The following is a 22,930-nucleotide window of genomic DNA, read 5'->3' as shown; positions in this document are numbered from 1 at the left end:
CGACCCGATTTCCTCGGTGCTTTCCAGGTTCCCGCTCTCGCGTTTCCTTTCCGGCGATTCCGACTCTATCAGATCGTTTTCTCGATCCGATTCCCTGTCGGTGGGATTTGCCTTGGGGCTTCCGGCTTTCGCCCGTCGCCCTTTCGACATTCACTACGTTAGCCGATTCCCTCGGCAACTCATAATCGAGTTCCTTCGGGTCGAATTCAGGCATGCGGGCATGCTGAATGCGCTCCCGTTGAGGGGCGTTCATAGGTAGTGGGGTGGCCGCTTCCGGCTGCTGGCGAATGCCGTACCCGGTTCAAGCGGCTCGGGCTACGTTACGCCTCTGCCAAAGGCGAGTCAACTTGAACGGCGCCGGGCGACATGGGCCCTGTAGGGGCTCACCGTGGGGTCGTCGGCGATCCAATATCGCCAGGGGTGCACGGCTCCGTCGCCGGAGACTCCGGTGCGTGGACCGTTGCGTACCTGGTCGGAGTGGACCGGGGTGCCCGTCAGGATGCGCAGCGGGGTCTCTCCCCTCTCTCCCGTGGTCTCTCCCGTGGCGCACGCGTCCGTGCCGTCGAGAGCCCGGTCGACGTCCAGGGCCGTGGCCAGGCGGGCGGGTCCTTTGGCCAGTTCCTTGTCATGACGGGCCGAGAGTCGACGTTTACGCGCGAGGTCGGCGCCCTCGATCACCTCGCCGGCGCGGAGCAGAACGCCGCTCGCCCTGCCCTCGGGACCGCAGACGAGGTTCATGCAGTGCCACATGCCGTAGGTGAAGTAGACGTACACATGGCCGGGCGGACCGAACATCACGTCGTTGCGGGGGGTGCGGCCACGATAGGCGTGCGAGCCGGGGTCGTTCTGGCCGTCGTAGGCCTCCACCTCTGTGAGGCGGAGGGTGATCGGGCCCTCGGGGGTCGTACGGACGAGGAGGCGGCCGAGGAGGTCGGGGGCCACTTCCAGGACAGGGCGGTCGAAGAAGGCCCTGGGGAGAGGCGTACGGTCGGGGGTCGCGATCATGCCCTCGGAGCCTAGTGGAGTCCGATGGGTGCGGCGGGGTGGTCAGCGGGCACTCGGCTTGCCAGGGTGTGGAAGGCGGAACCGGCCACGGCCGGATCGCGTTTGTAGGGATCAAGGGATCCCGTCAGTAGTAGTCGTAGAGGGAGAGTCATGGCGTTCAAGAAGCTGCTCGCGAGTCTCGGGGCCGGCGGGGCCTCGGTCGAGACGGTACTGACGGAGGTCAATGTCGTTCCTGGCGGAGTCGTCCAGGGCGAGGTGCGGATCCAGGGCGGGTCCGTGAACCAGAACATCGAGGGGCTGTCCGTCGGGCTCCAGGCCAAGGTCGAGGTCGAGAGCGGGGACCAGGAGTACAAGCAGGACATCGAGTTCACCAAGCTCCAGCTGGGCGGCGCCTTCGAGCTCCAGGCCGGTGCCGTGCACGCGGTGCCGTTCGGGCTGGAGATCCCCTGGGAGACGCCGATCACGACGATCGACGGCCAGACGCTGCGCGGCATGCACATCGGTGTGACGACCGAGCTGGCGATCGCGCGGGCCGTGGACTCCGGTGACCTGGACCCGGTCAACGTGCACCCGCTGCCGGCGCAGAAGGCGATCCTGGACGCCTTCATCCAGCTGGGCTTCCGCTTCAAGAACGCGGACATGGAGCGCGGCCACATCCGCGGTACGCGGCAGAAGCTGCCCTTCTACCAGGAGATCGAGTTCTTCCCGCCGTCGCAGTACCGCGGTCTGAACCAGGTCGAGCTGAGCTTCGTGGCCGACGAGCACGCGATGGACGTCATCCTGGAGATGGACAAGAAGCCGGGACTGTTCAGCGAGGGCAGTGACACCTTCCGCTCGTTCCAGGTAGGTCTGCACGACTACCAGGCCACCGACTGGGCGGCGTACCTCAACCAGTGGCTGTCCGAGGTCGGCAGCAAGCGCAACTGGTTCTAGGCTCGGAACCACATACTCCAGAGAACCGTTCAGGAGGTACCGAGGTGACCGAGCTCAAGCGGCGGCCGCTCCCCCATGACTTCCACCCTCCCGTGCCGTCGTTCACGGTGACGAGCGAGGACGTCGAGGAGGGCGGCACGCTCAAGGGTGCTCAGGTCCACGCGGAGGGGAACACCTCGCCGCAGCTGCGGTGGGAGGGTTTCCCGCCCGAGACCAAGAGCTTCGCCGTGACCTGCTACGACCCGGACGCCCCGACGGGCAGCGGGTTCTGGCACTGGGTGCTGTTCGACGTCCCCGCCTCGGTGACCGAGCTGCCGGCCGGTGCGGGCGGCGGGAAGTTCGAAGGGCTGCCGGAGGGTGCCGTCCAGGCGCGCAACGACTACGGCAGCAAGGACTTCGGTGGTGCCGCGCCGCCGCCCGGGGACGGGCCGCACCGGTACGTCTTCACCGTGTACGCGGTGGACCAGGAGAAGCTCGGGCCGGACTCGGACGCCTCGCCCGCCGCCGTGGGCTTCAATCTGCGGTTCCACACGATCGCGCGCGCTCAGTTGATCGGTGAGTACGAGCATCCCACGGAGGGATGATTCGGTTCATCGTTCTTTGAACGTTTGCCCGCCCCCGGTCTTGGAAGTGATCAGGGGCGGGCATTTTTATTGCGTTGTCCATCTCGGCGCGCCCGTCCAGAGTTGATCCGAGCCCGCCGGGGGGTGGGCAGGTGCGCATGGGAGGTGGGCAGGATGCGTGACACGCTGGTGCTGAACGCGAGCTTCGAGCCGCTGTCTACGGTGACGATGAACCGAGCTGTCGTCCTGGTGCTCCAGGACAAGGCCGTCGTCGAGCAGTCCCACCCCGAACTGCGCATGCGGGGTGCCGATGTGGACATCCCCGCGCCCCGGGTGATCAGGCTGTGCAGATACGTACGGGTGCCGTTCCGAAGACAAGCGCCGTGGTCGCGGAGGGGGGTGCTGGTCAGGGACCGGCACCGGTGCGCGTACTGCGGCCGCCGGGCGACCACGGTGGACCACGTGGTGCCGCGGGCGCAGGGCGGTCGGGACTCCTGGCTGAACACCGTGGCCTCGTGCGCGGAGGACAACCACCGCAAGGCGGACCGGACTCCGGAGCAGGCGGGCATGCCGCTGCTGCGGAGTCCGTTCGAGCCGACCCCGCAGGACGCGATGCTGCTGGCACTGGGGCAGGACGACCTGGCGGCGCTGCCGGAGTGGCTGACGGTCGACGCGGCGTGAGCCCGTGACATGAGTGGGGCCCGCCTCCTGCCGGGAGGCGGGCCCCACTCGTGTCCACGCGGTGTCAGTCGATGGACGGCTTCTCCCGGCGCTCCGGGATCTTCGCCTCGGCGCTCGCGCCGGTCGAGCCCGAACCACCGCCCACGCCACCGAAGTTGCCCATGGCGCCGGAGAGGCCCTTGAGGGCGTCGCCGATCTCGCTGGGGACGATCCAGAGCTTGTTGGCGTTGCCCTCGGCGATCTTCGGGAGCATCTGGAGGTACTGGTAGGAGAGGAGCTTCTGGTCCGGGTCGCCGGCGTGGATGGCCTCGAAGACCGTGCGGACGGCCTGGGCCTCGCCCTCGGCGCGCAGGGCGGCGGCCTTGGCCTCACCCTCGGCGCGCAGGATCTGGGACTGCTTCTCGCCCTCGGCGGTGAGGATGGCGGCCTGGCGCGTGCCCTCGGCGGTGAGGATCGCGGCGCGCTTGTCCCGGTCGGCGCGCATCTGCTTCTCCATCGAGTCCTGGATGGAGGTCGGGGGTTCGATGGCCTTCAGTTCCACGCGGTTGACGCGGATGCCCCACTTGCCGGTGGCCTCGTCGAGGACGCCGCGCAGGGCCGCGTTGATCTCCTCGCGGGAGGTGAGGGTCCGCTCGAGGTCCATGCCGCCGATGATGTTGCGGAGTGTGGTGACGGTGAGCTGCTCGATCGCCTGGATGTAGCTGGCGACCTCGTAGGTGGCGGCCCGGGCGTCGGTCACCTGGTAGTAGATGACGGTGTCGATGTTGACGACCAGGTTGTCCTGGGTGATCACCGGCTGCGGCGGGAACGGGACGACCTGTTCCCGCAGGTCGATGCGGTTGCGGATGGTGTCGATGAACGGGACGACGATGTTGAGGCCCGCGTTGAGCGTCCGGGTGTAGCGGCCGAACCGCTCCACGATGGCGGCGCTCGCCTGTGGGATGACCTGGATCGTCTTGATCAGGGCGATGAAGACCAACACCACCAGAATGATCAAGACGATGATGACTGGTTCCATCGTGCTCCCCGTCCCCTTTTCCGCGTTTTCCGCGTCGCGCGTTCCGCGTTGCCGCGTCTGCGCGTCTCCGCCTCGAGCGCCTTTTGGAAGATCTTATGGCTGTTGAAGATCTTGCTGGTCGAGTGTGACAGACCGTCGCGTGCCCCGGGAGGTCTTCGGTTCACTTGCGTGGTGCGGGAGTTGTACAGGTCAGATGACGATCGCCGTGGCCCCCTCGATCTCCACGACGTCGACTTCCTGACCGATTTCGTAGCTGCGGTCGGTGTCGAGGGCGCGCGCCGACCAGACCTCGCCGGCGAGTTTGATCCGGCCGCCGGCGCCGTCGACGCGTTCCAGTACGACGGCCTGCTTTCCCTTCAGCGCGTCCACTCCGGTGGCGAGTTGGGGGCGCTGCATGCTGTGGCGTGCGGCGATGGGCCGTACGACGGCGAGGAGCGCGACCGAGACGACGATGAAGATGAGCACCTGCGGCACGGCGCCGAGGCCCAGTCCCGCCGCGATCGCGGCGGCCACCGCGCCGACCGCGAGCATGCCGAACTCCGGCATCGCGGTCACCACGAGCGGGATTCCCAGCGCTGCCGCGCCCACGAGCCACCACACCCACGCGTCGATGTCGTTCACACGGTCATGGTAGGTCCGGAGGCCGTGCCGCCGACAGGGCGCAGGAGGGGCGGTCAGGACAGGGGGAGGCCCTGTGCGGTCCAGCGCTCGCCGACCTGTTCCACGACGAGCGGGAGGCCGAAGCAGAGGGAGAGGTTGCGGGAGGTGAGTTCGAGCTCGACGGGTCCGGCGGCGAGGACCTTGCCCTGGCGGATCATGAGGACGTGGGTGAAGCCGGGGGCGATCTCCTCGACATGGTGCGTGACCATGATCATCGAGGGGGCGATGGGGTCGCGGGCGAGGCGGCCGAGACGGCGTACGAGGTCCTCGCGGCCGCCGAGGTCGAGGCCGGCGGCGGGCTCGTCGAGGAGGAGCAGCTCGGGGTCGGTCATCAGGGCGCGGGCGATGAGGGTGCGCTTGCGCTCGCCCTCGGAGAGGGTGCCGAACTTCCGGTCGAGGTACTCGCTCATGCCGAGGCGGTCGAGGAAGGCGCGGGCGCGCTGCTCGTCGACGTCCTCGTACTCCTCCTGCCACGCGGCGGTCATGCCGTACGCGGCCGTCAGAACCGTCTGGAGGACGGTCTGGCTCTTGGGGAGCTTGTCGGCCAGGGCGATGCCGGCCATACCGATGCGCGGGCGCAGCTCGAAGACGTCGGTGCCCGGCCGTCCGAGGGTCTCGTCGAGGACGGAGACGGTGCCCGCGCTGGGGAAGAGGTAGGTGGAGGCGATGTTCAGGAGGGTCGTCTTGCCGGCTCCGTTGGGGCCGAGGATGACCCAGCGCTCGCCCTCCTTGACCGACCAGGAGACCTGGTCCACCAGAGCCCGGCCCTCGCGGACCACCGATACGTCCTGAAGCTCCAGAACATCGCTCATTGGCGCGTTGTCTCCCCTTGCAGTGTGGCCGGTCTCGGTTGTCGCGGGCGCCGGTGGCTCGGCCCGCCGCGCTCGGGTGGGCGCGGCCCCTCGGGAAAATCTACGCCACCGGCCGGGTGGGCCGTTCCATCGGTCCGGTCCTTAGGGTGGAGCCATGCTCTCGGAACCGCGCTCTGGTCGCCTTGCCGCTTGGGGAAATGCCCTGTTGGCCGGACTTGTCTCGCCGGACGACGCCGTACTCGCCGTCGTCGGTGAGGACGCCGTGCACCGGGTGGAGGGACTGCCCGGCGAATCCGGGCCCGTCGGGCTCACGCTCGCGCTCGGGCGGCTGCGGGCGCTGGGGGTGACCGGGCTGCGGGTGGCACTGCCCGCGCCGGGGCATCCGCTCGGGCTGAGCGGGCCGCCGGAGTTCAACGCGCGGGCGCTGGAGGCGGAGGAGGCGGTGGTCTGTCACGGGGCCGCGCTGGGCCTGGTGCCGGAGGTGTACGAGGCCGGGCCCGCCGGTGATGTGCATGTCGAGGTGGTGTGGCACTGCCTGCCGGTGCGGGAGGCTCCGCCGGCCGATGTGCCGTCGCTGGGTGAGGCCGAGCGGGAGCTGGCGGAGGCGTTGCGGGATGCCACGGCGGTGCTGTCGCGGCTGGACGTCGCCGGGTCGGGGCCGGTGGCGGAGGCGGCGATCGACGCGTACCGGGCGCGGTCGGAGCGGGGGCGGGAGGTGTTGGCGCCGGGGTATCCGCCGCGGGCCGTGCGGGTGCTGGAGCTGGGGCAGCGGGTGGGGTTGCTGGTGTCGCTCGCCCAGGAGCGGGGGCCCGGGGGTGCGGTCAGCTCCGGTGAGATGGCGGCGCGGGCCGAGGCGTTGCGGCCGGTGGAGCGGACGGCCCGGCGGGCGCAGGTGGCGGCCTACAACGCGTATGTGGAAGAGCGGGAGCGGGGGGTCCGGTGAGCGTGCGGGCCGGATGACGCGGCGCGCCTGCCGCCGCGGGCCGGGGTCGGGTCCCCGGCACGGCGGAGGGGCTCCGCACGTCGTCGTTGACGTGCGGAGCCCCTCCGCCGTGCGGCTGTCGAGCGGTGACCTCAGTCGTTCACGCCCGTGTTGCCGAAGGCCGGGTTCAGGAGGCCGACGATGTTGACGGTGTCGCCGACCACGTTCACGGGGATGTGGACGGGGACCTGGACGGTGTTGCCCGAGGCGACGCCCGGCGACTTCACGGCCGCGCCCTCGGCGCCCGAGTCGGCGACAGCGGCGCCGGCCGAAGCACCGGCGGCGATGCCGGCGACGGTGAGGGCCACAGCAGCCTTCTTGGCGATGTTCATGGGAAGTGTTCCTCCTGTTTGCGTGTCCGACCCGGCCGCGGGTCGTGCGCTGCCCAACGCGGTGGTGATCGGGAACGGTGCGGGACGGGCGCGGGGAACTGCCCGTTCGGATCATTGGCACTACAGGGCGATGAGCCGACAGCGGTATGGGCCTATCGACCTATGGGCCGACACATCCATGAAGCGACAGCACTATGGGCCGACAGCGCTATGGGATGACAACCGGACCGGCCTCCCCCGGGTGGGCGCCTGGGGGAGGCCGGAGGTCGGTACGGGCAGGGACCTCAGTGGTTGAGGCCCAGGTTGCCGAAGGCCGGGTTGAGCACGCCGATCACGTTGACGCTGTTGCCGACGGCGTTGACCGGGATGTGCACCGGGGCCTGCACGACGTTGCCCGAGACGACGCCCGGCGAGCCCTTGGCCTCGCCGAGGGCCGTGGCGCCGTCGGTGGCGGAGGCCATGCCGGCCCCCGCGGCCATCAGGCCGCCGGCCACCATCGTCACGGCCGCTGCCTTCTTCAGGTTCTTCACTTCTCGAGTCCTCCTAGCGATGGCCGCGGCAGTCGCCGCAGCACGCACTGGAGAACGGCGGGGCTCCCGGGAGGTTGCGCCATTCGGGGGACATTCCCACGACGGTATGAATCTCAGTCCGGAACGGGACGCTCCGTACCACCCGCCGGGTCGCCTCCGCCGAGCCGTACGGAGAGCGTTTCAGCCGGTCACGCCGTGGCGTACGGCCCACAGCGCGGCCTGGGTGCGGTCGGCCACGTCGAGTTTCATCAGGATGTTCGAGACGTGGGTCTTGACGGTCTTCTCGGAGAGAACGAGGGCCCTGGCGATCTCGCGGTTGGAGCGACCGTCCGCTATCAGGCCGAGCACCTCGCGCTCGCGTTCCGTGAGCGCCCCGCCTCTGCCCTGGCCCGAGTTGGCCACCTCCTGGGAGAGCAGGGCGCCGGCCACCTCCGGCTGGAGCAGGATGTGCCCGGCGTGGACGGAGCGGATGGCGCCGGCGAGGGCGTCGGGGTCCACGTCCTTGTAGACGTACCCGGCGGCGCCCGCGCGCAGGGCCGGGACCACCGTGCGCTGTTCGGTGAAGCTGGTGACGATCAGCACCCGCGCGGGGTTCTCCAGCTCGCGGAGCCTGCGGAGGGCCTCCACACCGTCCATGCCGGGCATCTTGACGTCCATCAGGACGACGTCGGGCCTCAGCTCCTCGGCGCGCTCCACGCCCTCGGCGCCGTCGGCGGCCTCGCCGACGACCTCGATGTCGTCCTGGACCTCCAGGAAGGTGCGCAGGCCCCGGCGGACGACCTGGTGGTCGTCGACGAGCAGCACCTTGATTGCGTCAGCCACCGGGGGCCTCCATCTCGATCGTGGTGCCCTTGCCGGGCGCCGATTCCACCGTGAGCGTGCCGCCGATGCCGCCGGCCCGGTCGCGCATCGACACCAGGCCGAGGTGGCGGCCGGCCCGGCGGACCGCGGCGGGCTCGAAGCCGCAGCCGTCGTCGGTGATGCGCAGGACCGTGTCCGTGCCGCGCTTGTGGAGGGTCACGTCGACGTGCTGCGCGTCCGCGTGGCGCAGGGCGTTGTGCAGGGCCTCCTGGGCGACGCGCAGCAGCGCCTCCTCCTGGGCGGCGGGCAGGGCGCGGACGCCGCGGCCGGTGAACGTCACGCGGGCGGCGTGGGCTCGGTCGAGGACCTGGATCTGGGTGCGCAGGGTGGCCACGAGGCCGTCCTCGTCGAGGGCGGCGGGGCGCAGCTCCACGACGGCGGCGCGCAGTTCGTCTGCGGCCTCGGCGGCGAGCGCGGCGACCTGCTGGAGCTCGCCCTTGGCGCGGGAGGGGTCGCGGTCGACGAGGGCGGCGGCGGCCTGGGCCGTCAGGCGCAGGGAGAACAGCTTCTGGGCGACCGCGTCGTGCAGTTCGTGGGCCAGCCGGGAGCGTTCCTCGGCGATGGTCAGTTCGCGGCTGCGCTCGTAGAGGCGGGCGTTGGTGAGGGCTATGGCCGCGTGCTGGGCGAGGATGGCGAGGAGTTCTTCGTCCTCCTCGGTGAAGCCGCAGCTGCCCTGGGGCTTCGGGCAGTTCTTGTTGGCGAGGAACAGGGCGCCGATGATCTCGTCGCCGTCGCGGATGGGCAGGCCGAGGAAGTCGGACATCTCGGGGTGGGCGGACGGCCAGCCCTCGAAACGGGGGTCCTTGCGCACGTCGGCGAGGCGCTCGGGGCGGGCCTCGTGCAGCATCGAGGCCAGGATGCCGTGCTGTCGGGGCAGGGGGCCGATGGCCTTCCACTGCTCCTCGCCGATGCCGTCGACGACGAACTGCGCGAAGCCCCCGTGGTCGTCCGGGACCCCGAGCGCGGCGTACTGCGCGTCGAGCAGCTCGCGGGCGGAGGCGACGATCGTCTTGAGGACGTCGCGCACCTCCAGATGCCTGCTCATGGCCAGCAGCGCGGAGCTGACCGCGGCGAGGCCGGACCGGGGGCGATGACTCATGTCCTCACGGTACCGGCGGGGTGTGACACCGCGGATCGGACCGGTGACGGCCCCGGGCTAGGGCCACAGGCCTAGGCCGGAGGTCCCCGGTACGGCGCCCCAGGGCGTGGGGACCGGGTGTGCGGGCGTACGACGAAGGGCCCCGGCGGGCCCCGTCCCGCGTCCGAGGCGGGCCCGGGGGGCCGGTTCCTACGGTGGGGTCACCGCCGACGGAGGCGGTCGGACGAGGGGACGGTTGTCATGCCGGTAGCGATCATCACGGGGGCCTCGAAGGGGCTCGGCAGGGCGCTGGCCGAGGCGCTGGCCGCGCGCGGCTGGGATCTGGTGCTGGACGCCAGGACGGAGGACGTGCTGAAGGGGGCGGCGGCCGCGGTCGCGGCGCACGGCACGGCCGTCCGGGCGCTCGCGGGGGACGTCACGGACGCCGGGCACCGGTCGGCGCTGGTGGCGGCCGCGTGGGGGCTCGGCGGGTGCGATCTGGTGGTGAACAACGCGAGCGCGCTGGGCGCCGAGCCGCTGGTGCGGCTGGACGCGCTGCCGCTGGACGGGCTGCGGCGGGCGCTGGAGGTGAACGTCGTGGCGGCGCTGGGCCTGGTGCAGGAGGCGCTGCCGCTGCTGCGGGCGGCGCCGCGGGGCGCGGTGGTCGCCGTCAGCTCGGACGCGGCGGCGGAGGCGTACGAGACCTGGGGCGGCTACGGGGCGTCGAAGGCGGCCCTGGACCAGCTCGCGGCGGTGCTCGGCGCGGAGGAGCCGGGGCTGCGGGTGTGGGCGGTGGACCCCGGGGACATGGCCACGGACCTGTACGCGGCGGCCGTACCGGACGACGACGGGGCGCGGCCGGAGCCGGAGGGTGTGGTGCCGGCCTTCCTGCGGCTGCTGGACGAGCGGCCGGCGAGCGGGCGGTACGGGGCTCCGGCGCTGCTGGCGGGCCGGCGATGACGTCGGCGACGGGGGTCACCGCGCGCGTGCGCGGCCGGGTACCGGTGAGGGTGCCGGAGGAGCTGTCGGCGCGGGTGCCGGCCGAGCAGCGCGGGCCGGGGCGGGGCCGGGACGACGTACGGCTGCTGGTGTCGTGGGGGACGGAGGTGGCGCATCACGCGTTCCGGGAGCTGCCGTGTCTGCTGCGGGCCGGGGACCTGCTGGTGGTGAACACCTCGCCCACGCTCGCGGCGGCGGTGGACGGGCGGGTCGGGCACGCGCGTGTGGTGGTGCACTTCTCCACGCGCGGGGACGACGGGCGGTGGGCGGTCGAACTGCGGGACCCGGACGACAGGGGCACCACGCGCGCGCGTGCGGGAGGTCCGGTGGGGACGGAGGTGGGGCTGCCCGGGGGTGTGCGGCTGGTGCTGGCGGAGCCGCTGAGTCCGGGCAGCGGGCGGCTGTGGTGGGCCGGGGTGTCCGGCGGGGCGGTGCCGGAGCTGCTGCGGGAGCACGGGCGGCCGATCCGTTACTCCTATACGGAGCGGGACCAGCCGCTGTCCGTGTACCAGACGGCGTTCGCGCTGCCGTCGGCGGACGGCTCGGGCAGTGCGGAGATGCCGAGTGCGGCACGTCCGTTCACGGCGGGGCTGGTGGCGGAGCTGGTGAGCCGGGGTGTGCAGTTCGCGCCGGTAACCCTGCACACCGGGGTGGCGTCGGCGGAGGCGCACGAGCCGCCGTATCCGGAGCGGTTCGCGGTGCCGGAGGCGTCGGCCCGGCTGATCAACGCGGCGCGGGCCGGTCGGAGGGGACGTGCGGCGCCTGCTCGGCAGCGTGGTGGGCGACGGGTGGGCGGGCGGGTGATCGCGGTCGGGACGACGGCCGTGCGGGCGGTGGAGTCGGCGGCGGGCGCCGACGGGGTCGTCCGCGCGCGTGCGGGGTGGACGGATCTCGTGGTGACGCCCGAGCGCGGGGTGCGGGTGGTGGACGGGCTGCTGACCGGGCTGCACGAGCCGGAGGCCTCGCATCTGCTGATGCTGGAGGCGGTGGCGGGTCGGGCCGCGATCGGCCGGGGCTACGACGAGGCGCTGCGCGGGCGGTACCTGTGGCACGAGTTCGGGGACGTGCACCTCGTCCTGCCGGAGGAGGGTCCTCACACGGGGCATCGCTTCGGCAACTGCGTGTGAGGGCTGGGCCGGGTCGATGTGAGCCCGCACATAGGGCGCAGATCACCTACTAGGGCACATAGGAGGGGGAGTCGACCCGAATGAACGGGACGGACAGTACAGTCTGTCCCGTTTTGCCCTTCCCTGATCCACTACCGGGGATCGTACGTCACATCTTTGCCTGGCCATTTTGCGGCCGCTAAGAATGGCTGCCGTCGCTCAGTGCCGCGGGTTGTCCCCCGCGGCACACGTGCCTCCAGCACCCGCTGTCCGCCGTGGGACGAAGAGAGCGACCTCCGCGCTATTCGAAGAGGTCCTTCCGCAATGCCCCAGAACACTCACAAGACCGCGATCGTCGGTGTCGCCGCCCTCGGTGCCGCCGCCTTCGCCCTCTCCGTGGTGCCGGCCGACGCGCAGACGACCACGACGGACGCGGCCGCCCCCTCGGCCCGCGTGGCCTACAGCTCCGAGCCGGTGCGCGGCATCAAGGCCAGCGTCACCGACCAGCTGGCCGGCACGAGCGTGAAGGTCGACGCCATCGAGGCGAAGAAGAAGGCCGCCACGGCCGCCGTGGCCAAGAAGAAGGCCGCGTCGCGGGCCGCCGCCGCGGCCGTCACCGCGAAGAAGAAGGCGGCCGCCACGGCCGCCGCCCAGAAGGCCGCCGCCGCGCGCCACGCCAAGGACGCCGCGAGCCGCTCCTCGCACCGCGTCGCGGTCAAGAGCTACTCCAACAACCTGGACGGCTGGATCCGCCAGGCCCTGGCCATCATGAACGCCAAGGACATCCCCGGCAGCTACAGCGGACTGCACCGCAACATCATGCGGGAGTCCTCCGGCAACCCGAACGCCATCAACGGCTGGGACATCAACGCCGTCAACGGCGTCCCTTCCAAGGGCCTGCTCCAGGTGATCCAGCCGACCTTCAACGCGTACCACGTGGCCGGCACGTCCCGGAACATCTACGACCCGGTCGCCAACATCACCGCCGCGGCGAACTACGCCGCCCACCGGTACGGCTCGATCGACAACGTCAACAGCGCGTACTGACCCGCCGCCGCACGCCGAAGGGCGGCGCCCCGTCATGGGGCGCCGCCCTTCGGCGTCGTGCACGGCACGCTACTTGCGCATGACCTCGGGCTCGTGGCGGCGCAGGAAGCGGGCCACGAAGAAGCCGCAGATCACGCCGAGGGCGATCAGGGCGACCATGTCCAGGCCCCAGGCCCCGACGGTGTGCTCCCACAGCGGGTCGCTGTCGTTGCCGTCCGCCGGCGGGCTGATCTTGTTGAAGTCCAGCGTGGCGCCCGCGGCGCCGACCGCCCAGCGGGACGGCATCAGGTACGAGAACTCGTTGACGCCGATCGAGCCGCCCAGGGCGAACAGGCAGCCCGTGAACACCACCTGGATGATCGCGAACATGACCAGCAGCGGCATGGTCTTCTCGGCCGTCTTCACCAGCGAGGAGATGATCAGGCCGAACATCATCGAGGTGAAGCCGAGCGCCATGATCGGCAGGCACAGTTCCACCAGCGGCGCGCTCTTGAGGATCAGGCCCTCCGCCGGGATCTCCCGGCTGGAGAAGCCGATGACGCCGACCAGCAGCCCCTGGAACACGGTGACCAGGCCGAGCACGAACACCTTGGACATCAGGTACGCCGAGCGGGACAGGCCGGTGGCGCGCTCCCGCTCGTAGATGACCCGTTCCTTGATCAGCTCACGGACGGAGTTCGCCGCACCCGCGAAGCAGGCGCCGACCGCGAGGATCAGCAGGACGGTGGTGGCCGTGCCGTTGGGGATGATCCGGCCGGTCTTCGGGTTCACCGGGTTGGGCAGCAGGCTGTTGCCCGAGTCGATGAGCAGGCTCACCGAACCGAGGACGACCGGCAGGATCACCGACAGGGCGAGGAAGCCCTTGTCGGAGGCGATCACCGACGTGTAGCGGCGCACCAGGGTGACGAACTGCGACATCCAGCCCTGCGGCTTCGGCGGCTTCATCGCCTGCATCGGCGGCATCTGTACGGACTGCGGCGCGATGGCGTCGATGTCCGCGGCGTACATCTGGTAGTGCTGCGAACCCTTCCAGCGGCCCGCCCAGTCGTAGTCGCGGTAGTTCTCGAAGGCGGAGAAGACGTCGGCCCAGGTGTCGTAGCCGAAGAAGTTCAGTGCCTCCTCGGGCGGACCGAAGTAGGCGACGGCACCGCCCGGCGCCATCACGAGCAGCTTGTCGCAGATCGCGAGTTCGGCCACCGAGTGCGTGACGACGAGGACCGTGCGGCCGTCGTCGGCGAGGCCGCGCAGCAGCTGCATGACGTCACGGTCCATGCCCGGGTCGAGGCCGGAGGTCGGCTCGTCCAGGAAGATCAGCGACGGCTTGGTGAGCAGCTCCAGGGCCACCGACACGCGCTTGCGCTGGCCGCCGGAGAGGGAGGTGATCTTCTTCTCTTTGTGGATGTCGAGCTTCAGCTCGCGCAGCACCTCGTCGATACGGGCGTCGCGCTCGGCGCCCGTGGTGTCGGCGGGGAAGCGGAGCTTGGCCGCGTACTTCAGGGCCCGCTTGACCGTCAGTTCCTTGTGCAGGATGTCGTCCTGCGGGACCAGACCGATGCGCTGGCGCAGCTCGGCGAACTGCTTGTACAGGTTCCGGTTGTCGTAGAGGACGTCGCCCTGGTTGGCCGGGCGGTAGCCGGTCAGCGCCTTGAGCAGCGTCGACTTGCCGGAACCGGACGGTCCGATGACCGCGATCAGCGACTTCTCCGGGACGCCGAAGGAGACGTCCTTGAGGATCTGCTTGCCGCCGTCGACCGTGACGGTGAGGTGGCGGGCGGAGAAGGAGACCTCACCGGTGTCGACGAACTCCTCGAGCCGGTCGCCGACGATCCGGAACGTCGAGTGGCCGACGCCGACGATGTCGGTGGGGCCGAGCAGCTGGGTGCCGCCCTTGGCGATCGGCTGACCGTTGACGTACGTACCGTTGTGCGAGCCGAGGTCGCGGATCTCCATGCGGCCGTCGGGCGTCGAGTGGAACTCGGCGTGGTTGCGGGAGACCTGGAGGTCGGAGACGACCAGGTCGTTCTCCAGCGCACGGCCGATGCGCATCACGCGGCCGAGGGAGAACTGGTGGAACGTGGTGGGGCTGCGGTCGCCGTAGACCGGCGGCGCCCCCGCGCCGACGCCGGGGCCCTGTCCCTGCTGCGGGATCCGCGGTGCGGCGGCCTGCTGCGGCTGCTGCCAGCCGGGCTGCGCGGTGTTCGCGGCCGGCGGCTGGGGCGCGGGCTGGGCCCACGCCTGGTTCGCGCCCTGCGCGGCGTACGGCTGCTGCTGGGGCTGCGCGACGGGCGCCTGCGCCCCCGAGACGTTCACGCGCGGGCCGTCGGTCGCGTTGCCCAGGTGCACCGCCGTACCCGGGCCGATCTCCAGCTGATGGATCCGCTGGCCCTGCACGAACGTGCCGTTGGTGCTGCCGTGGTCCTCGATGACCCAACTGCGGCCGTTGAAGCTGACCGTGGCGTGGCGCCAGGAGACCCTGGCGTCCTCGAACACGAGGTCCCCCTGCGGATCACGTCCGAGGGTGTATGGCCTGGACGTGTCGAGCGTCCAGGTGCGTCCGTTCAATTCCAGTACGAGTTCCGGCACTCCATGCCCCACTGAGTAGTCCCCCGAGTTACGCCCCATCACAGGGAGTCTAGGGATGTCGAACATCGTCGGGAACTATTTCAGGCCCGGCCCCCTGACCGAAAGTCGGGCCTTGTGAAGAGCCTGGGCGAGCGCATCGGCCGTCCCCGTTGACGGGGTTGAAATCGGCCCGGAGAGTGGTAAACGCACGCGAGGGGGACGGAAGCGGCGATCTTCGCCGCCGCGCGCGGATCGGGGGGTCTGCATGAGTGCCGGCACAGGGATCGGGAGCGACAAGGGCGCTGCGTACGGTGGGAGCGTCCCGTGGGTGGACGTGCTGCTGTCCGCGATCGCCGCGGTGAGCTGGGCGTTGATCGGGATGGCCGGGACGGCTGCGCTCGGCCTGCATCTGCTGGGCGCGGACACGGTGGGCTCGTTGGGGCCGATGACGGCGGCGGTCGTGGCACTGGGGGCGGGCGGTTCGGTGACACCGTCCGGCGATGTGTCGGCGTTCGGCCTGACGGGCGCAGAGGCGAACACGGCCATCGAGATCACGCCATTGGGCGTGGGCCTGGTCGGGGCCCTGCTGCTGTCGTGGTTCTTCCTACGGTCCCTGCGCACGGCCGGAGTTGTGGTCGCGCCGGCCGAACTCCTCGCCCGCGCGGGCGCGGTGGTCGCGCTGTTCGTGGCGATGCTGGGCGGGCTGGCCTGGGCGGGGCACGACGTCATCACGCTCGACGGCGGCGCGCTCGGGCTGGACGACCTGCCCGGTGTCGGAGGCGGCGGCGGGGGCGGTGGCGGCGGACTGGAGATTCCCGGGCTCGGGGACGTCGGGGACATCGGGGGGCTGCTGCCCGACCGGGTCGGGGACCTGATCGAGGCGAAGGCCGCGGTCGGGTTCACCGTCGACACCGCGCCCACCCTGCTCGGCGGGCTCGTCTGGTCGGCGGGGATCCTGCTGATCGCCCTGCTCGCCTCGCGCCGCACCCCCCTGCCGCGCGGGTGGGAGACGGTGCACCGCACGGTACGGCCGGCGGTGTCCGCCCTGGTCACCGTGGTGCTGCTGGCCGTGGCGGCCGGGCTGGCGGCGGCGGCGTACGCGGCGATCGGTGACGCGCATCCGAAACGGATCGCGGGAGCGGCGCTGCTCGGCGCCCCGAACGGGGTGTGGCTGGGCCTCTCGATCGGCCTGTTCGTGCCCTGGGACGGCAAGGCCACGGGCGTGCTCAAGCAGGTCCTCCCCGACCCGCTGGACGACCTGCTCGGCTCCCGCTCCGGGCAGTCGGTGACGCTGGGCCGGCTGGCCGAGCTGGACGGCCGGGTGTGGCTGCTGGGCGTGGCCACGGCGGTGATGATGCTGCTGGCGGGGGTGCTGGCCGCGGCGCGCACGCCGGTCGGGGCCGGGGTCGGGGTCGGTGCGGGCGCGGGTGGACGCGGCGTCACCGGGTTCGTGGGGCGGTGTGCGCTGCGGCTGGGGATCGTGACGGCGGTGGCGCTGCCGCTGCTGGGGTGGCTGGCGGCGGTGTCCGTGGACGCCTCGCTGTCCGTGCTCGGCTTCGACGCGTTCGGCGCCGGGATCGAGCTGCACCAGAACGCCGGCCCGGCGTTGCTCCTCGGCGCGGTGTGGGGGGCGGGGGCGGGGGCCGCGGGAGCGCTGCTGGCGTCCGCCACGGGCGCCGCCGGGCGGCGGGCGGCGCGGCTGGCACTGGGTGACGTGGGGGTCGGGGTCGGGGCGGGGTCGGGAGTGGGCGCGGGGGTGGACACGGGCGTCGGGGCGGACGCGGGTGCGGGTCAGGGGCGTGGCGAGGGCGCCGGGCCGTACGCGCCGAACGCGTCGTACCGGCCGCCGAACCCGGCGACCAATCCCTATCTGCGGATGCCGGACGAGGTGCGGGGGCCGCAGGACGCGCGACCCGGTGAAGGGCGGGGCGGCGACGGCAGCGGCGGTGGCGGCCGTGGCGGCGGGGCTCCGCAGGGGAGGTCGTACGAGAGCGCGCGGCCGGGTGAGCCCGGGGCGGGAGGCGGGCGGGGGGCCGGAGGAGCGAGCGGGCGTGGATCCGGCGGGCTGTCCGGGGCGCCGGGGCGGGGATCGGGGCAGGGGTCCGGGCAGGGTCCAAGGCGAGCGCCCGGCCAAGGGTCCGGGCAGACGCCCGGGCAAGGGTCCGGGCAGGCGCCCGGCCGGAGTCCAAGGCAAGCGCCCGGCCAGGGGCCTGGTCAAGGCCCCGGGCAGGCGCCCGGGCAAGGGTCCGGGCAGACGCCCGGCCGAGGCCCCGGGCAGGCGCCCGGCCAAAGCCCCGGGCCAGATGACGTGTACGGCGCGCCGACCGTCGTGGGGCCGGTGGGGCCGTTGCCTCCTCGGCGGCCCGGTGGGGGTGGGCCGGACGACGGGACTCCGCCTCCTCCCCCGCCACCGCCGCCCGCGCCGAGGGGGCCGAAGAAGCCGCGGTGACGGGACACGGCGGGTGCGCGCGGCATGACGTAAGGGCTGCTTCATCTGCGCGACGCCCACTGTTCCCTGTCCGCTGGGCGGACCTGAGCGGCGTCCGGCACTGGGTGCCGGATACGGTGGGTACATCATGAGCACTTCGCAGACTTCGTCCTCAGACGTCCCTACTCTCCTTGTCAGGATCTTCGGCAAGGACAGGCCGGGCATCACGGCCGGCCTCTTCGACACCCTCGCCGCCTTCTCCGTCGACGTGGTCGACATCGAGCAGGTCGTCACCCGTGGCCGGATGGTGCTGTGCGCGCTCGTGACCGAGCCGCCGTCCGGTCTGGAGGGTGACCTGCGCTCCACGGTCCACAGCTGGGCCGAGTCGATGAAGATGCAGGCGGACATCATCTCGGGCCTCGGCGACAACCGGCCGCGTGGCCTGGGGCGCTCCCTGGTGACCGTGCTGGGCCATCCGCTCACCGCGGAGGCCACCGCCGCGATCGCCGCGCGGATCACCAAGACCGGCGGCAACATCGACCGTATCTTCCGGCTCGCCAAGTACCCGGTGACGGCCGTCGAGTTCGCGATCTCCGGCGTGGAGACCTCGCAGCTGCGCCCCGCCCTGGTCACGGACGCGGCCGCGCTCGGCGTGGATGTCGCGGTCGTGGACGCGGGCCTGCACCGGCGGGCCCAGCGGCTCGTCGTGATGGACGTGGACTCCACCCTCATCCAGGACGAGGTGATCGAGCTCTTCGCCGCGCACGCCGGCTGCGAGGACAAGGTCGCCGAGGTGACGGCCGCGGCGATGCGTGGTGAGCTGGACTTCGAGCAGTCCCTGCACGCGCGGGTGGCGCTGCTGGAGGGGCTGGACGCCTCGGTCGTGGAGAAGGTGCGCACCGAGGTGCGGCTGACGCCGGGCGCGCGCACACTGATCCGGACGCTGAAGCGGCTCGGCTACCAGGTGGGTGTGGTCTCCGGCGGTTTCACGCAGGTCACCGACGATCTGAAGGAGCGGCTGGGGCTGGACTTCGCTCAGGCGAACACGCTGGAGATCGTCGACGGGAAGCTGACCGGCCGGGTGACCGGTGAGATCGTGGACCGTGCGGGCAAGGCGCGGCTGCTGCGCAGGTTCGCCGCCGAGGCGGGCGTACCGCTCTCGCAGACCGTGGCGATCGGCGACGGTGCGAACGACCTGGACATGCTGAACGCGGCCGGTCTCGGCGTCGCCTTCAACGCCAAGCCGGTGGTGCAGGAGGCGGCGCACACGGCGGTGAACGTGCCGTTCCTCGACACCGTGCTGTATCTGCTGGGCGTCACCCGCGAAGAGGTCGAGGCGGCGGACACCCACGACGAGGAGTAGCGCGGACACCCGCGGAGACGACGAGCAGGGCCCGGCACCGGCAAGGTGCCGGGCCCTCGTGTGTGCCGGGGGTCCCGGGACGGGGGGTGTCCGGGACCGGAGAGTTCACTCGAACGGCGCCCAGAAGTCGACCAGGGTGGCAGCGGCCGGCTCCAGGGACTTCCAGGAGCCGTCGAAGGTCAGGACGGCGAAGGAGGCGGCCGGGAAGCCGTGGGCATTCATCCGCCCGTCCGCGTCGCCCTCGACGGAGCCGGCGAGGATCTCGGCGAGGCCGTGGATGCCCGGGTTGTGGCCGATCAGGACGAGATCGCGGACGTCTTCCGGGGTTTCGTTGAGCAGGGCGATCAGCTCGCCCGGGGACGCCTCGTAGATCCGCTCCTCGTAGACCGTTCTCGGCCGGTGCGGGAGCTCCTGAACAGCGAGTTTCCACGTCTCACGGGTCCGGACCGCCGTGGAGCACACGGCCAGGTCGACGGCGACACCGGTCGCGGCGAGGCTGCGGCCGGCCGCTGCCGCGTCCAGCCGGCCCCGGTCGGCGAGCGGCCGCTCGTGGTCGGTCTCCTGTGACCAGTCGGCTTTCGCATGACGGAAGAGGACGATCCTGCGGGGTTCTGCGACGCTCATGGCTCCCAGCTTCGCATGAAACAGGCCATGGGGCGCAGGGAGTTGACATGCGGCTTTCGCACCGCCCGGGGGTATGTGGAGCACACCGGGGCGTGATCGACACGGCTACCGCGCGACGAGCTCTCGCACGCGCTCGACGAGATGCGTGATCGCCGGGTCGCCGCCGGCCGCGTGGGCGTCGGCCGGGTTGAGTATCAGGGTGAGCAGGGCGATGAAGGCGAGAGTGGGGAGGGCGAGGGCCCACCAGGGCAGCCGGGTGCCGATGCCGCCCGGGGCAGCAGCCGGGTGGTGCCGGGTGTGCGTCTGGGCCGACATGGGTGCCTCCGCGGGTCTTCGAGTGGACCGTGGCCCGCCTCGCGCGGCCACATCTCGAATCTACGGAAACCTCGGCCTGCGCCCCATCCGGTGATCCACCCACTTGACCCTGACCCTCACCCCCTAGGGGACAGGGGGGTTAACCCCACCAACGCCTCTCGGGAGCCGTGGCGGGGAGGCGGTCGTCAGGGCAAGGCGATCGTCAGGGCGAGGCGATCGTCGCGACGACAGCGATGATCACGAAGATGGCGAGGAACGAGCCGAAGATGATCAGCATCTTCTTCTGGCCGTTCTGCGGGTTCGGGTCGAGGGGCATACGGTCAGTTTCCCACCCCGTGCGCCCGCCGGTGCTCGCGGGGTCGGCGGGCGGTCTCGTCCTCCACCGTGCGGTTGCGGCCCGCGAGGACGCCCACGACCGTCTGCGGGATCAACAGTGCCGCCATCAGTGCCAGCGGCAGGCCCCAGCCCCCGCTGTGCTGGTAGAGGACGCCGACCAGGAGCGGGCCCGGGATCGAGATCAGGTAGCCGGTGCTCTGCGCGAACGCCGACAGCCGGGCCACTCCGGCGCCGGTCCTGGCCCGCATGCCGACCATGGTGAGGGCCAGCGGGAAGGCACAGTTGGAGACGCCGAGCAGCAGCGCCCAGACCCAGGCGCCCTCGGCGGGCGCCAGGTACAGGCCTGCGTATCCGGCGAGGCCGCAGACGGCGAGCACGACGACGATCGGGCCCTGGTGCGGCAGCCGGGCGGCCAGGCGCGGGATGGCGAAGGACAGGGGCACGCCCATGACCATGGTGACGGCGAGGAGCAGCCCGGCCGTGGAGGCGGGCACACCCGCGTCCCGGAAGATCTGCGCCATCCAGCCCATGGTGATGTAGGCGGCGGTGGCCTGGAGCCCGAAGAACACGGCGAGCGCCCACGCGGTGCGGCTGCGGGTGATGGACAGCGGGGGCTCCTCCGCCTCCGCACGCGCGTGGGGCCGTGCGGGGGCCTCCGCACCGGGTGCCGCCCCGGATGCCGCCCCGGATGCCGCTTCCTGGCGCGACGCCGCCGTACCGTCGGCACAGGCCGGCGCCCGACGCTGCCGGACGACCGCCAGCCAGGGCAGGAGGGCGGACACGGCCAGGCCCGCCCACACCGCGAGGCCGGTGCGCCAGTCGCCGCCCAGGGTCTCGGTCAGGGGGACGGTGACCGCGGCGGCGGTCGAGGTGCCGAGGGCGAGGGCCATCGAGTACAGGCCGGTCATGGAGCCGACCCGGTCGGGGAAGTGGCGCTTGACGATGACCGGCATCAGGACGTTGCTCACCGCGATGCCCATGAGCGCGAGGGCGCTGGCGGCCACGAACCCGGCCGTACCGCCCGCGTAGGGCCGTATGAGCAGGCCCGCGGCGATGGCGGCCATCCCGGCGCACACGACCGCGGCCGGGCCGAAGCGGCGGGCGAGCCGGGGGGCCGTGAGGCCGAAGACGGCGAAGCAGAGCGGCGGTACGGAGGTGAGGAGCCCGGCCAGGCCCGCGCTCATGCCGAGCCCGTCGCGGACCTCTTCGAGGAGGGCGCCGAGGCTGGTGATGGCGGGGCGGAGGTTGAGGGCGGCCAGCACGATGCCGGCCATGAGCAGCCGTGCCGTCCACGCGTGCGTGGCCGTCCGCGAGCCGTCGCCGGCGGACGAACCACGGGGCGGACCGACGGACGAACCGGCGGACGGACCAGGGGCCGGACCGACGGACGGACCGTGCAGGTGCCGGGACAGGGGTGGGGACGTCGTCGTCCGGGTCTCCTCGCTTGCCATGCCGACATCATAGAATCATGGGATGATTGGTTGTCCATCCCCGGGTACGCCTTCCCCGCTCCGCCCGTGCGAAGGTGTGCCATGCCCCTGAGCCATCCCCGCCGCTCGGCGCTGTCCGAACAGGTCATCGCCGCGCTGCGCACCCAGATCACCTCGGGCGAGTGGCCGGTCGGCTCGCGCATCCCCACCGAGCCCGAGCTGGTCGAACAGCTGGGCGTGGCCCGCAACACGGTCCGCGAGGCCGTCCGCGCGCTCGCGCACAACGGCCTGCTGGACATCCGGCAGGGTTCGGGCACGTACGTCGTGGCGACCAGCGAGCTGGCGGGCGTGATGCACCACCGTTTCGCGGACGCCGACCCCCGGCACATCGCCGAACTGCGCGCCACGCTGGAGTCGAGCGCGGCCCGGCTGGCGGCCGGGCGGCGCACCGAGAAGGACCTCAAGCAGCTGGACGCGCTCCTGGTGCGGCGGGAGGAGGCGTGGGCGTCGGGCGACACGGAGGCGTTCGTGACGGCGGACGCGACCTTCCACCTGGCGGTGGTGGCCGCCTCCCACAACGACGTCATGACGGCGATGTACGCCGACCTGGGCGAGGTGCTGCGGGACTGGCTGCGGGACGACGTCGGCGAGGAGCTGACGCCGGAGACGCACATGGACCACGCGCGGCTGGTGGACGCGATCCGCGCGGGCGACACGGAGACGGCGGCGGCGGAGGCGGCCGGCTACCCGTTCCTGTGCCGCCCGGGACGGTTCAGCCCTTCTGGTGACTGACCCAGGCCGAGCGGACCTCCTTCCAGCAGCGGCCGGACAGTCGTACGGTCACGGCGGGTCCCGCGTCGGCCGGGGCGCCGTCGGTGTCGAGGTCCCACCAGCGGTCGCACTCGATGTGCAGCCGGACCCGGTCGGTCTCGGCGTAGGGGTTGTGGCAGTAGGCGACGACGTGGGAGCCGCGGACGACGGTGCGGCACTCCGCGCCGAACGGCTCGGGCCGCTCGGCGCGCGGGTGGGACAGCGCCTCGTACGGCAGACAGAGGACGAGGGCGGCGGCTGCGGTCACTGGGGCGAGACTACGGAACAGGCGCACAAGGGAACCTCCTCGGCAGAGCTGGGGAGGGAAGCGCGTGGGTGAACGCGTACTCCAGCGTGCCTGGTGAGAGGCCTCCGCCGCCCGGCCAGGTGGGCCGAACGGGTGAAGGGTGAGGGCCCGCGCCACCGGTGGCGCGGGCCCTCACCCTTCGGTCGTC

General features: G+C 71.9%; 24 protein-coding genes and 1 pseudogene. 10 read left to right on the top strand and 15 right to left on the bottom strand.

Features of this window, described 5'->3' with window-relative positions; translation table 11 throughout:
• The coding region (locus IE275_RS46220) for a hypothetical protein (protein ID WP_229870801.1) at nt 1-214 on the bottom strand (214 nt) is incomplete at its 3' end.
• A 128-nt stretch (nt 215-342) separates the two neighbouring features.
• The gene (locus tag IE275_RS33480; RefSeq protein WP_189716172.1) at nt 343-1,005 is read right to left on the bottom strand and encodes a DNA-3-methyladenine glycosylase; all 663 of its coding nucleotides are present in this window, start codon (nt 1,003-1,005) and stop codon (nt 343-345) included.
• 150 nt (nt 1,006-1,155) lie between these two features.
• On the opposite strand from IE275_RS33480, the gene IE275_RS33475 reads away from it, so the two are divergent.
• The 3 genes from IE275_RS33475 (at nt 1,156) to IE275_RS33465 (ending at nt 3,182) form a co-directional block, all read left to right on the top strand.
• Nucleotides 1,156-1,938, top strand: a complete 783-nt coding sequence (locus IE275_RS33475; RefSeq protein ID WP_189716170.1) for a sporulation protein — start codon at nt 1,156-1,158, stop codon at nt 1,936-1,938.
• A gap of 44 nt (nt 1,939-1,982) precedes the next feature.
• Nucleotides 1,983-2,522, top strand: coding sequence for a YbhB/YbcL family Raf kinase inhibitor-like protein (locus IE275_RS33470; RefSeq protein WP_189716168.1), 540 nt, complete (start codon nt 1,983-1,985; stop codon nt 2,520-2,522).
• Nucleotides 2,523-2,675: 153 nt separating this feature from the next.
• On the top strand, nt 2,676-3,182 hold the full coding sequence (locus IE275_RS33465) for an HNH endonuclease (RefSeq protein ID WP_189716165.1): 507 nt from the start codon (nt 2,676-2,678) through the stop codon (nt 3,180-3,182).
• Nucleotides 3,183-3,246: 64 nt separating this feature from the next.
• Here IE275_RS33465 and IE275_RS33460 read toward each other — a convergent pair whose 3' ends face one another.
• The 3 genes and pseudogenes from IE275_RS33460 to IE275_RS33450 all read right to left on the bottom strand — a co-directional run.
• On the bottom strand, nt 3,247-4,200 hold the full coding sequence (locus IE275_RS33460) for an SPFH domain-containing protein (protein WP_189716164.1): 954 nt from the start codon (nt 4,198-4,200) through the stop codon (nt 3,247-3,249).
• Between the two features lie 189 nt (nt 4,201-4,389).
• On the bottom strand, nt 4,390-4,821 hold the full coding sequence (locus IE275_RS33455) for an NfeD family protein (RefSeq protein ID WP_189716162.1): 432 nt from the start codon (nt 4,819-4,821) through the stop codon (nt 4,390-4,392).
• Nucleotides 4,822-5,141: 320 nt separating this feature from the next.
• Nucleotides 5,142-5,672: pseudogene (locus IE275_RS33450) on the bottom strand (ABC transporter ATP-binding protein); the annotation flags it as partial.
• 154 nt (nt 5,673-5,826) lie between these two features.
• Between IE275_RS33450 and IE275_RS33445 the strand changes: the two are divergent.
• Nucleotides 5,827-6,615 (top strand): Rv1486c family protein, encoded by a 789-nt coding sequence (locus IE275_RS33445; RefSeq protein ID WP_229870798.1) that lies wholly within the window; start codon nt 5,827-5,829, stop codon nt 6,613-6,615.
• A 131-nt stretch (nt 6,616-6,746) separates the two neighbouring features.
• Here IE275_RS33445 and IE275_RS33440 read toward each other — a convergent pair whose 3' ends face one another.
• The 4 genes from IE275_RS33440 to IE275_RS33425 all read right to left on the bottom strand — a co-directional run bounded on the left by IE275_RS33440 (nt 6,747) and on the right by IE275_RS33425 (nt 9,476).
• Nucleotides 6,747-6,986 carry a chaplin gene (locus IE275_RS33440; RefSeq protein ID WP_189716156.1) on the bottom strand — a complete coding sequence of 80 codons (240 nt, stop codon included), beginning with the start codon at nt 6,984-6,986 and terminating at the stop codon, nt 6,747-6,749.
• A gap of 284 nt (nt 6,987-7,270) precedes the next feature.
• Entirely contained in the window at nt 7,271-7,516 is a 246-nt protein-coding gene (chpE, locus tag IE275_RS33435; protein WP_189716154.1) for a chaplin ChpE, read from the bottom strand.
• Nucleotides 7,517-7,696: 180 nt separating this feature from the next.
• A complete protein-coding gene (locus IE275_RS33430) occupies nt 7,697-8,338 on the bottom strand; it encodes a response regulator (RefSeq protein ID WP_189716152.1) in 642 nt (213 codons plus the stop codon).
• Nucleotides 8,331-9,476 (bottom strand): GAF domain-containing sensor histidine kinase, encoded by a 1,146-nt coding sequence (locus tag IE275_RS33425; protein WP_189716151.1) that lies wholly within the window; start codon nt 9,474-9,476, stop codon nt 8,331-8,333. Before IE275_RS33425 ends, IE275_RS33430 begins: the two co-directional genes overlap by 8 nt.
• Before the next feature lie 240 nt (nt 9,477-9,716).
• Between IE275_RS33425 and IE275_RS33420 the strand changes: the two genes are divergently transcribed.
• The 3 genes from IE275_RS33420 (at nt 9,717) to IE275_RS33410 (ending at nt 12,607) form a co-directional block, all read left to right on the top strand.
• Complete coding sequence (locus IE275_RS33420) at nt 9,717-10,415, top strand: SDR family NAD(P)-dependent oxidoreductase (RefSeq protein WP_189716149.1); 699 nt, start codon at nt 9,717-9,719, stop codon at nt 10,413-10,415.
• Nucleotides 10,412-11,581 carry an S-adenosylmethionine:tRNA ribosyltransferase-isomerase gene (locus IE275_RS33415; RefSeq protein ID WP_189716147.1) on the top strand — a complete coding sequence of 390 codons (1,170 nt, stop codon included), beginning with the start codon at nt 10,412-10,414 and terminating at the stop codon, nt 11,579-11,581. Before IE275_RS33420 ends, IE275_RS33415 begins: the two co-directional genes overlap by 4 nt.
• A 303-nt stretch (nt 11,582-11,884) precedes the next feature.
• Nucleotides 11,885-12,607 (top strand): transglycosylase SLT domain-containing protein, encoded by a 723-nt coding sequence (locus IE275_RS33410; RefSeq protein WP_189716145.1) that lies wholly within the window; start codon nt 11,885-11,887, stop codon nt 12,605-12,607.
• Nucleotides 12,608-12,676: 69 nt separating this feature from the next.
• On the opposite strand, the gene IE275_RS33405 is transcribed toward IE275_RS33410, so the two are convergent.
• Complete coding sequence (locus tag IE275_RS33405) at nt 12,677-15,229, bottom strand: ABC transporter ATP-binding protein/permease (protein ID WP_229870794.1); 2,553 nt, start codon at nt 15,227-15,229, stop codon at nt 12,677-12,679.
• Between the two features lie 205 nt (nt 15,230-15,434).
• Between IE275_RS33405 and IE275_RS33400 the strand changes: the two genes are divergently transcribed.
• Together IE275_RS33400 and serB are read left to right on the top strand one after the other, a co-directional pair.
• Nucleotides 15,435-17,618 (top strand): streptophobe family protein, encoded by a 2,184-nt coding sequence (locus tag IE275_RS33400; protein ID WP_189716143.1) that lies wholly within the window; start codon nt 15,435-15,437, stop codon nt 17,616-17,618.
• A 127-nt stretch (nt 17,619-17,745) separates the two neighbouring features.
• Entirely contained in the window at nt 17,746-18,960 is a 1,215-nt protein-coding gene (gene serB, locus IE275_RS33395; RefSeq protein WP_189716141.1) for a phosphoserine phosphatase SerB, read from the top strand.
• Between the two features lie 105 nt (nt 18,961-19,065).
• On the opposite strand, the gene IE275_RS33390 is transcribed toward serB, so the two are convergent.
• From IE275_RS33390 to IE275_RS33380, 4 genes are all read right to left on the bottom strand, one after another.
• On the bottom strand, nt 19,066-19,584 hold the full coding sequence (locus tag IE275_RS33390; RefSeq protein WP_189716139.1) for a SixA phosphatase family protein: 519 nt from the start codon (nt 19,582-19,584) through the stop codon (nt 19,066-19,068).
• Nucleotides 19,585-19,689: 105 nt separating this feature from the next.
• Nucleotides 19,690-19,899: a hypothetical protein gene (locus tag IE275_RS33385; protein WP_189716137.1), complete on the bottom strand. Its 210-nt coding sequence runs from the start codon at nt 19,897-19,899 to the stop codon at nt 19,690-19,692.
• 202 nt (nt 19,900-20,101) lie between these two features.
• Nucleotides 20,102-20,215, bottom strand: a complete 114-nt coding sequence (locus IE275_RS46885) for an SGM_5486 family transporter-associated protein (RefSeq protein ID WP_268255312.1) — start codon at nt 20,213-20,215, stop codon at nt 20,102-20,104.
• Nucleotides 20,216-20,219: 4 nt separating this feature from the next.
• Nucleotides 20,220-21,686, bottom strand: a complete 1,467-nt coding sequence (locus IE275_RS33380; RefSeq protein WP_189716135.1) for a CynX/NimT family MFS transporter — start codon at nt 21,684-21,686, stop codon at nt 20,220-20,222.
• An 81-nt stretch (nt 21,687-21,767) separates the two neighbouring features.
• Here IE275_RS33380 and IE275_RS33375 point away from each other — a divergent pair, with 81 nt between their 5' ends.
• A complete protein-coding gene (locus IE275_RS33375; RefSeq protein WP_189716133.1) occupies nt 21,768-22,457 on the top strand; it encodes a FadR/GntR family transcriptional regulator in 690 nt (229 codons plus the stop codon).
• On the opposite strand, the gene IE275_RS33370 is transcribed toward IE275_RS33375, so the two are convergent.
• Nucleotides 22,438-22,770 carry a hypothetical protein gene (locus tag IE275_RS33370; RefSeq protein ID WP_189716131.1) on the bottom strand — a complete coding sequence of 111 codons (333 nt, stop codon included), beginning with the start codon at nt 22,768-22,770 and terminating at the stop codon, nt 22,438-22,440. The genes IE275_RS33375 and IE275_RS33370 overlap by 20 nt on opposite strands.
• Nucleotides 22,771-22,930: the final 160 nt, after the last annotated feature.

The sequence above is a fragment of the Streptomyces phaeofaciens genome (assembly GCF_014648915.1).
GTDB classification, from domain to species: Bacteria; Actinomycetota; Actinomycetes; order Streptomycetales; family Streptomycetaceae; genus Streptomyces; species Streptomyces phaeofaciens.
The sequence above is the reverse complement of the archived record's forward strand: the minus strand, read 5'-3'. Positions and strand labels throughout refer to the sequence as shown.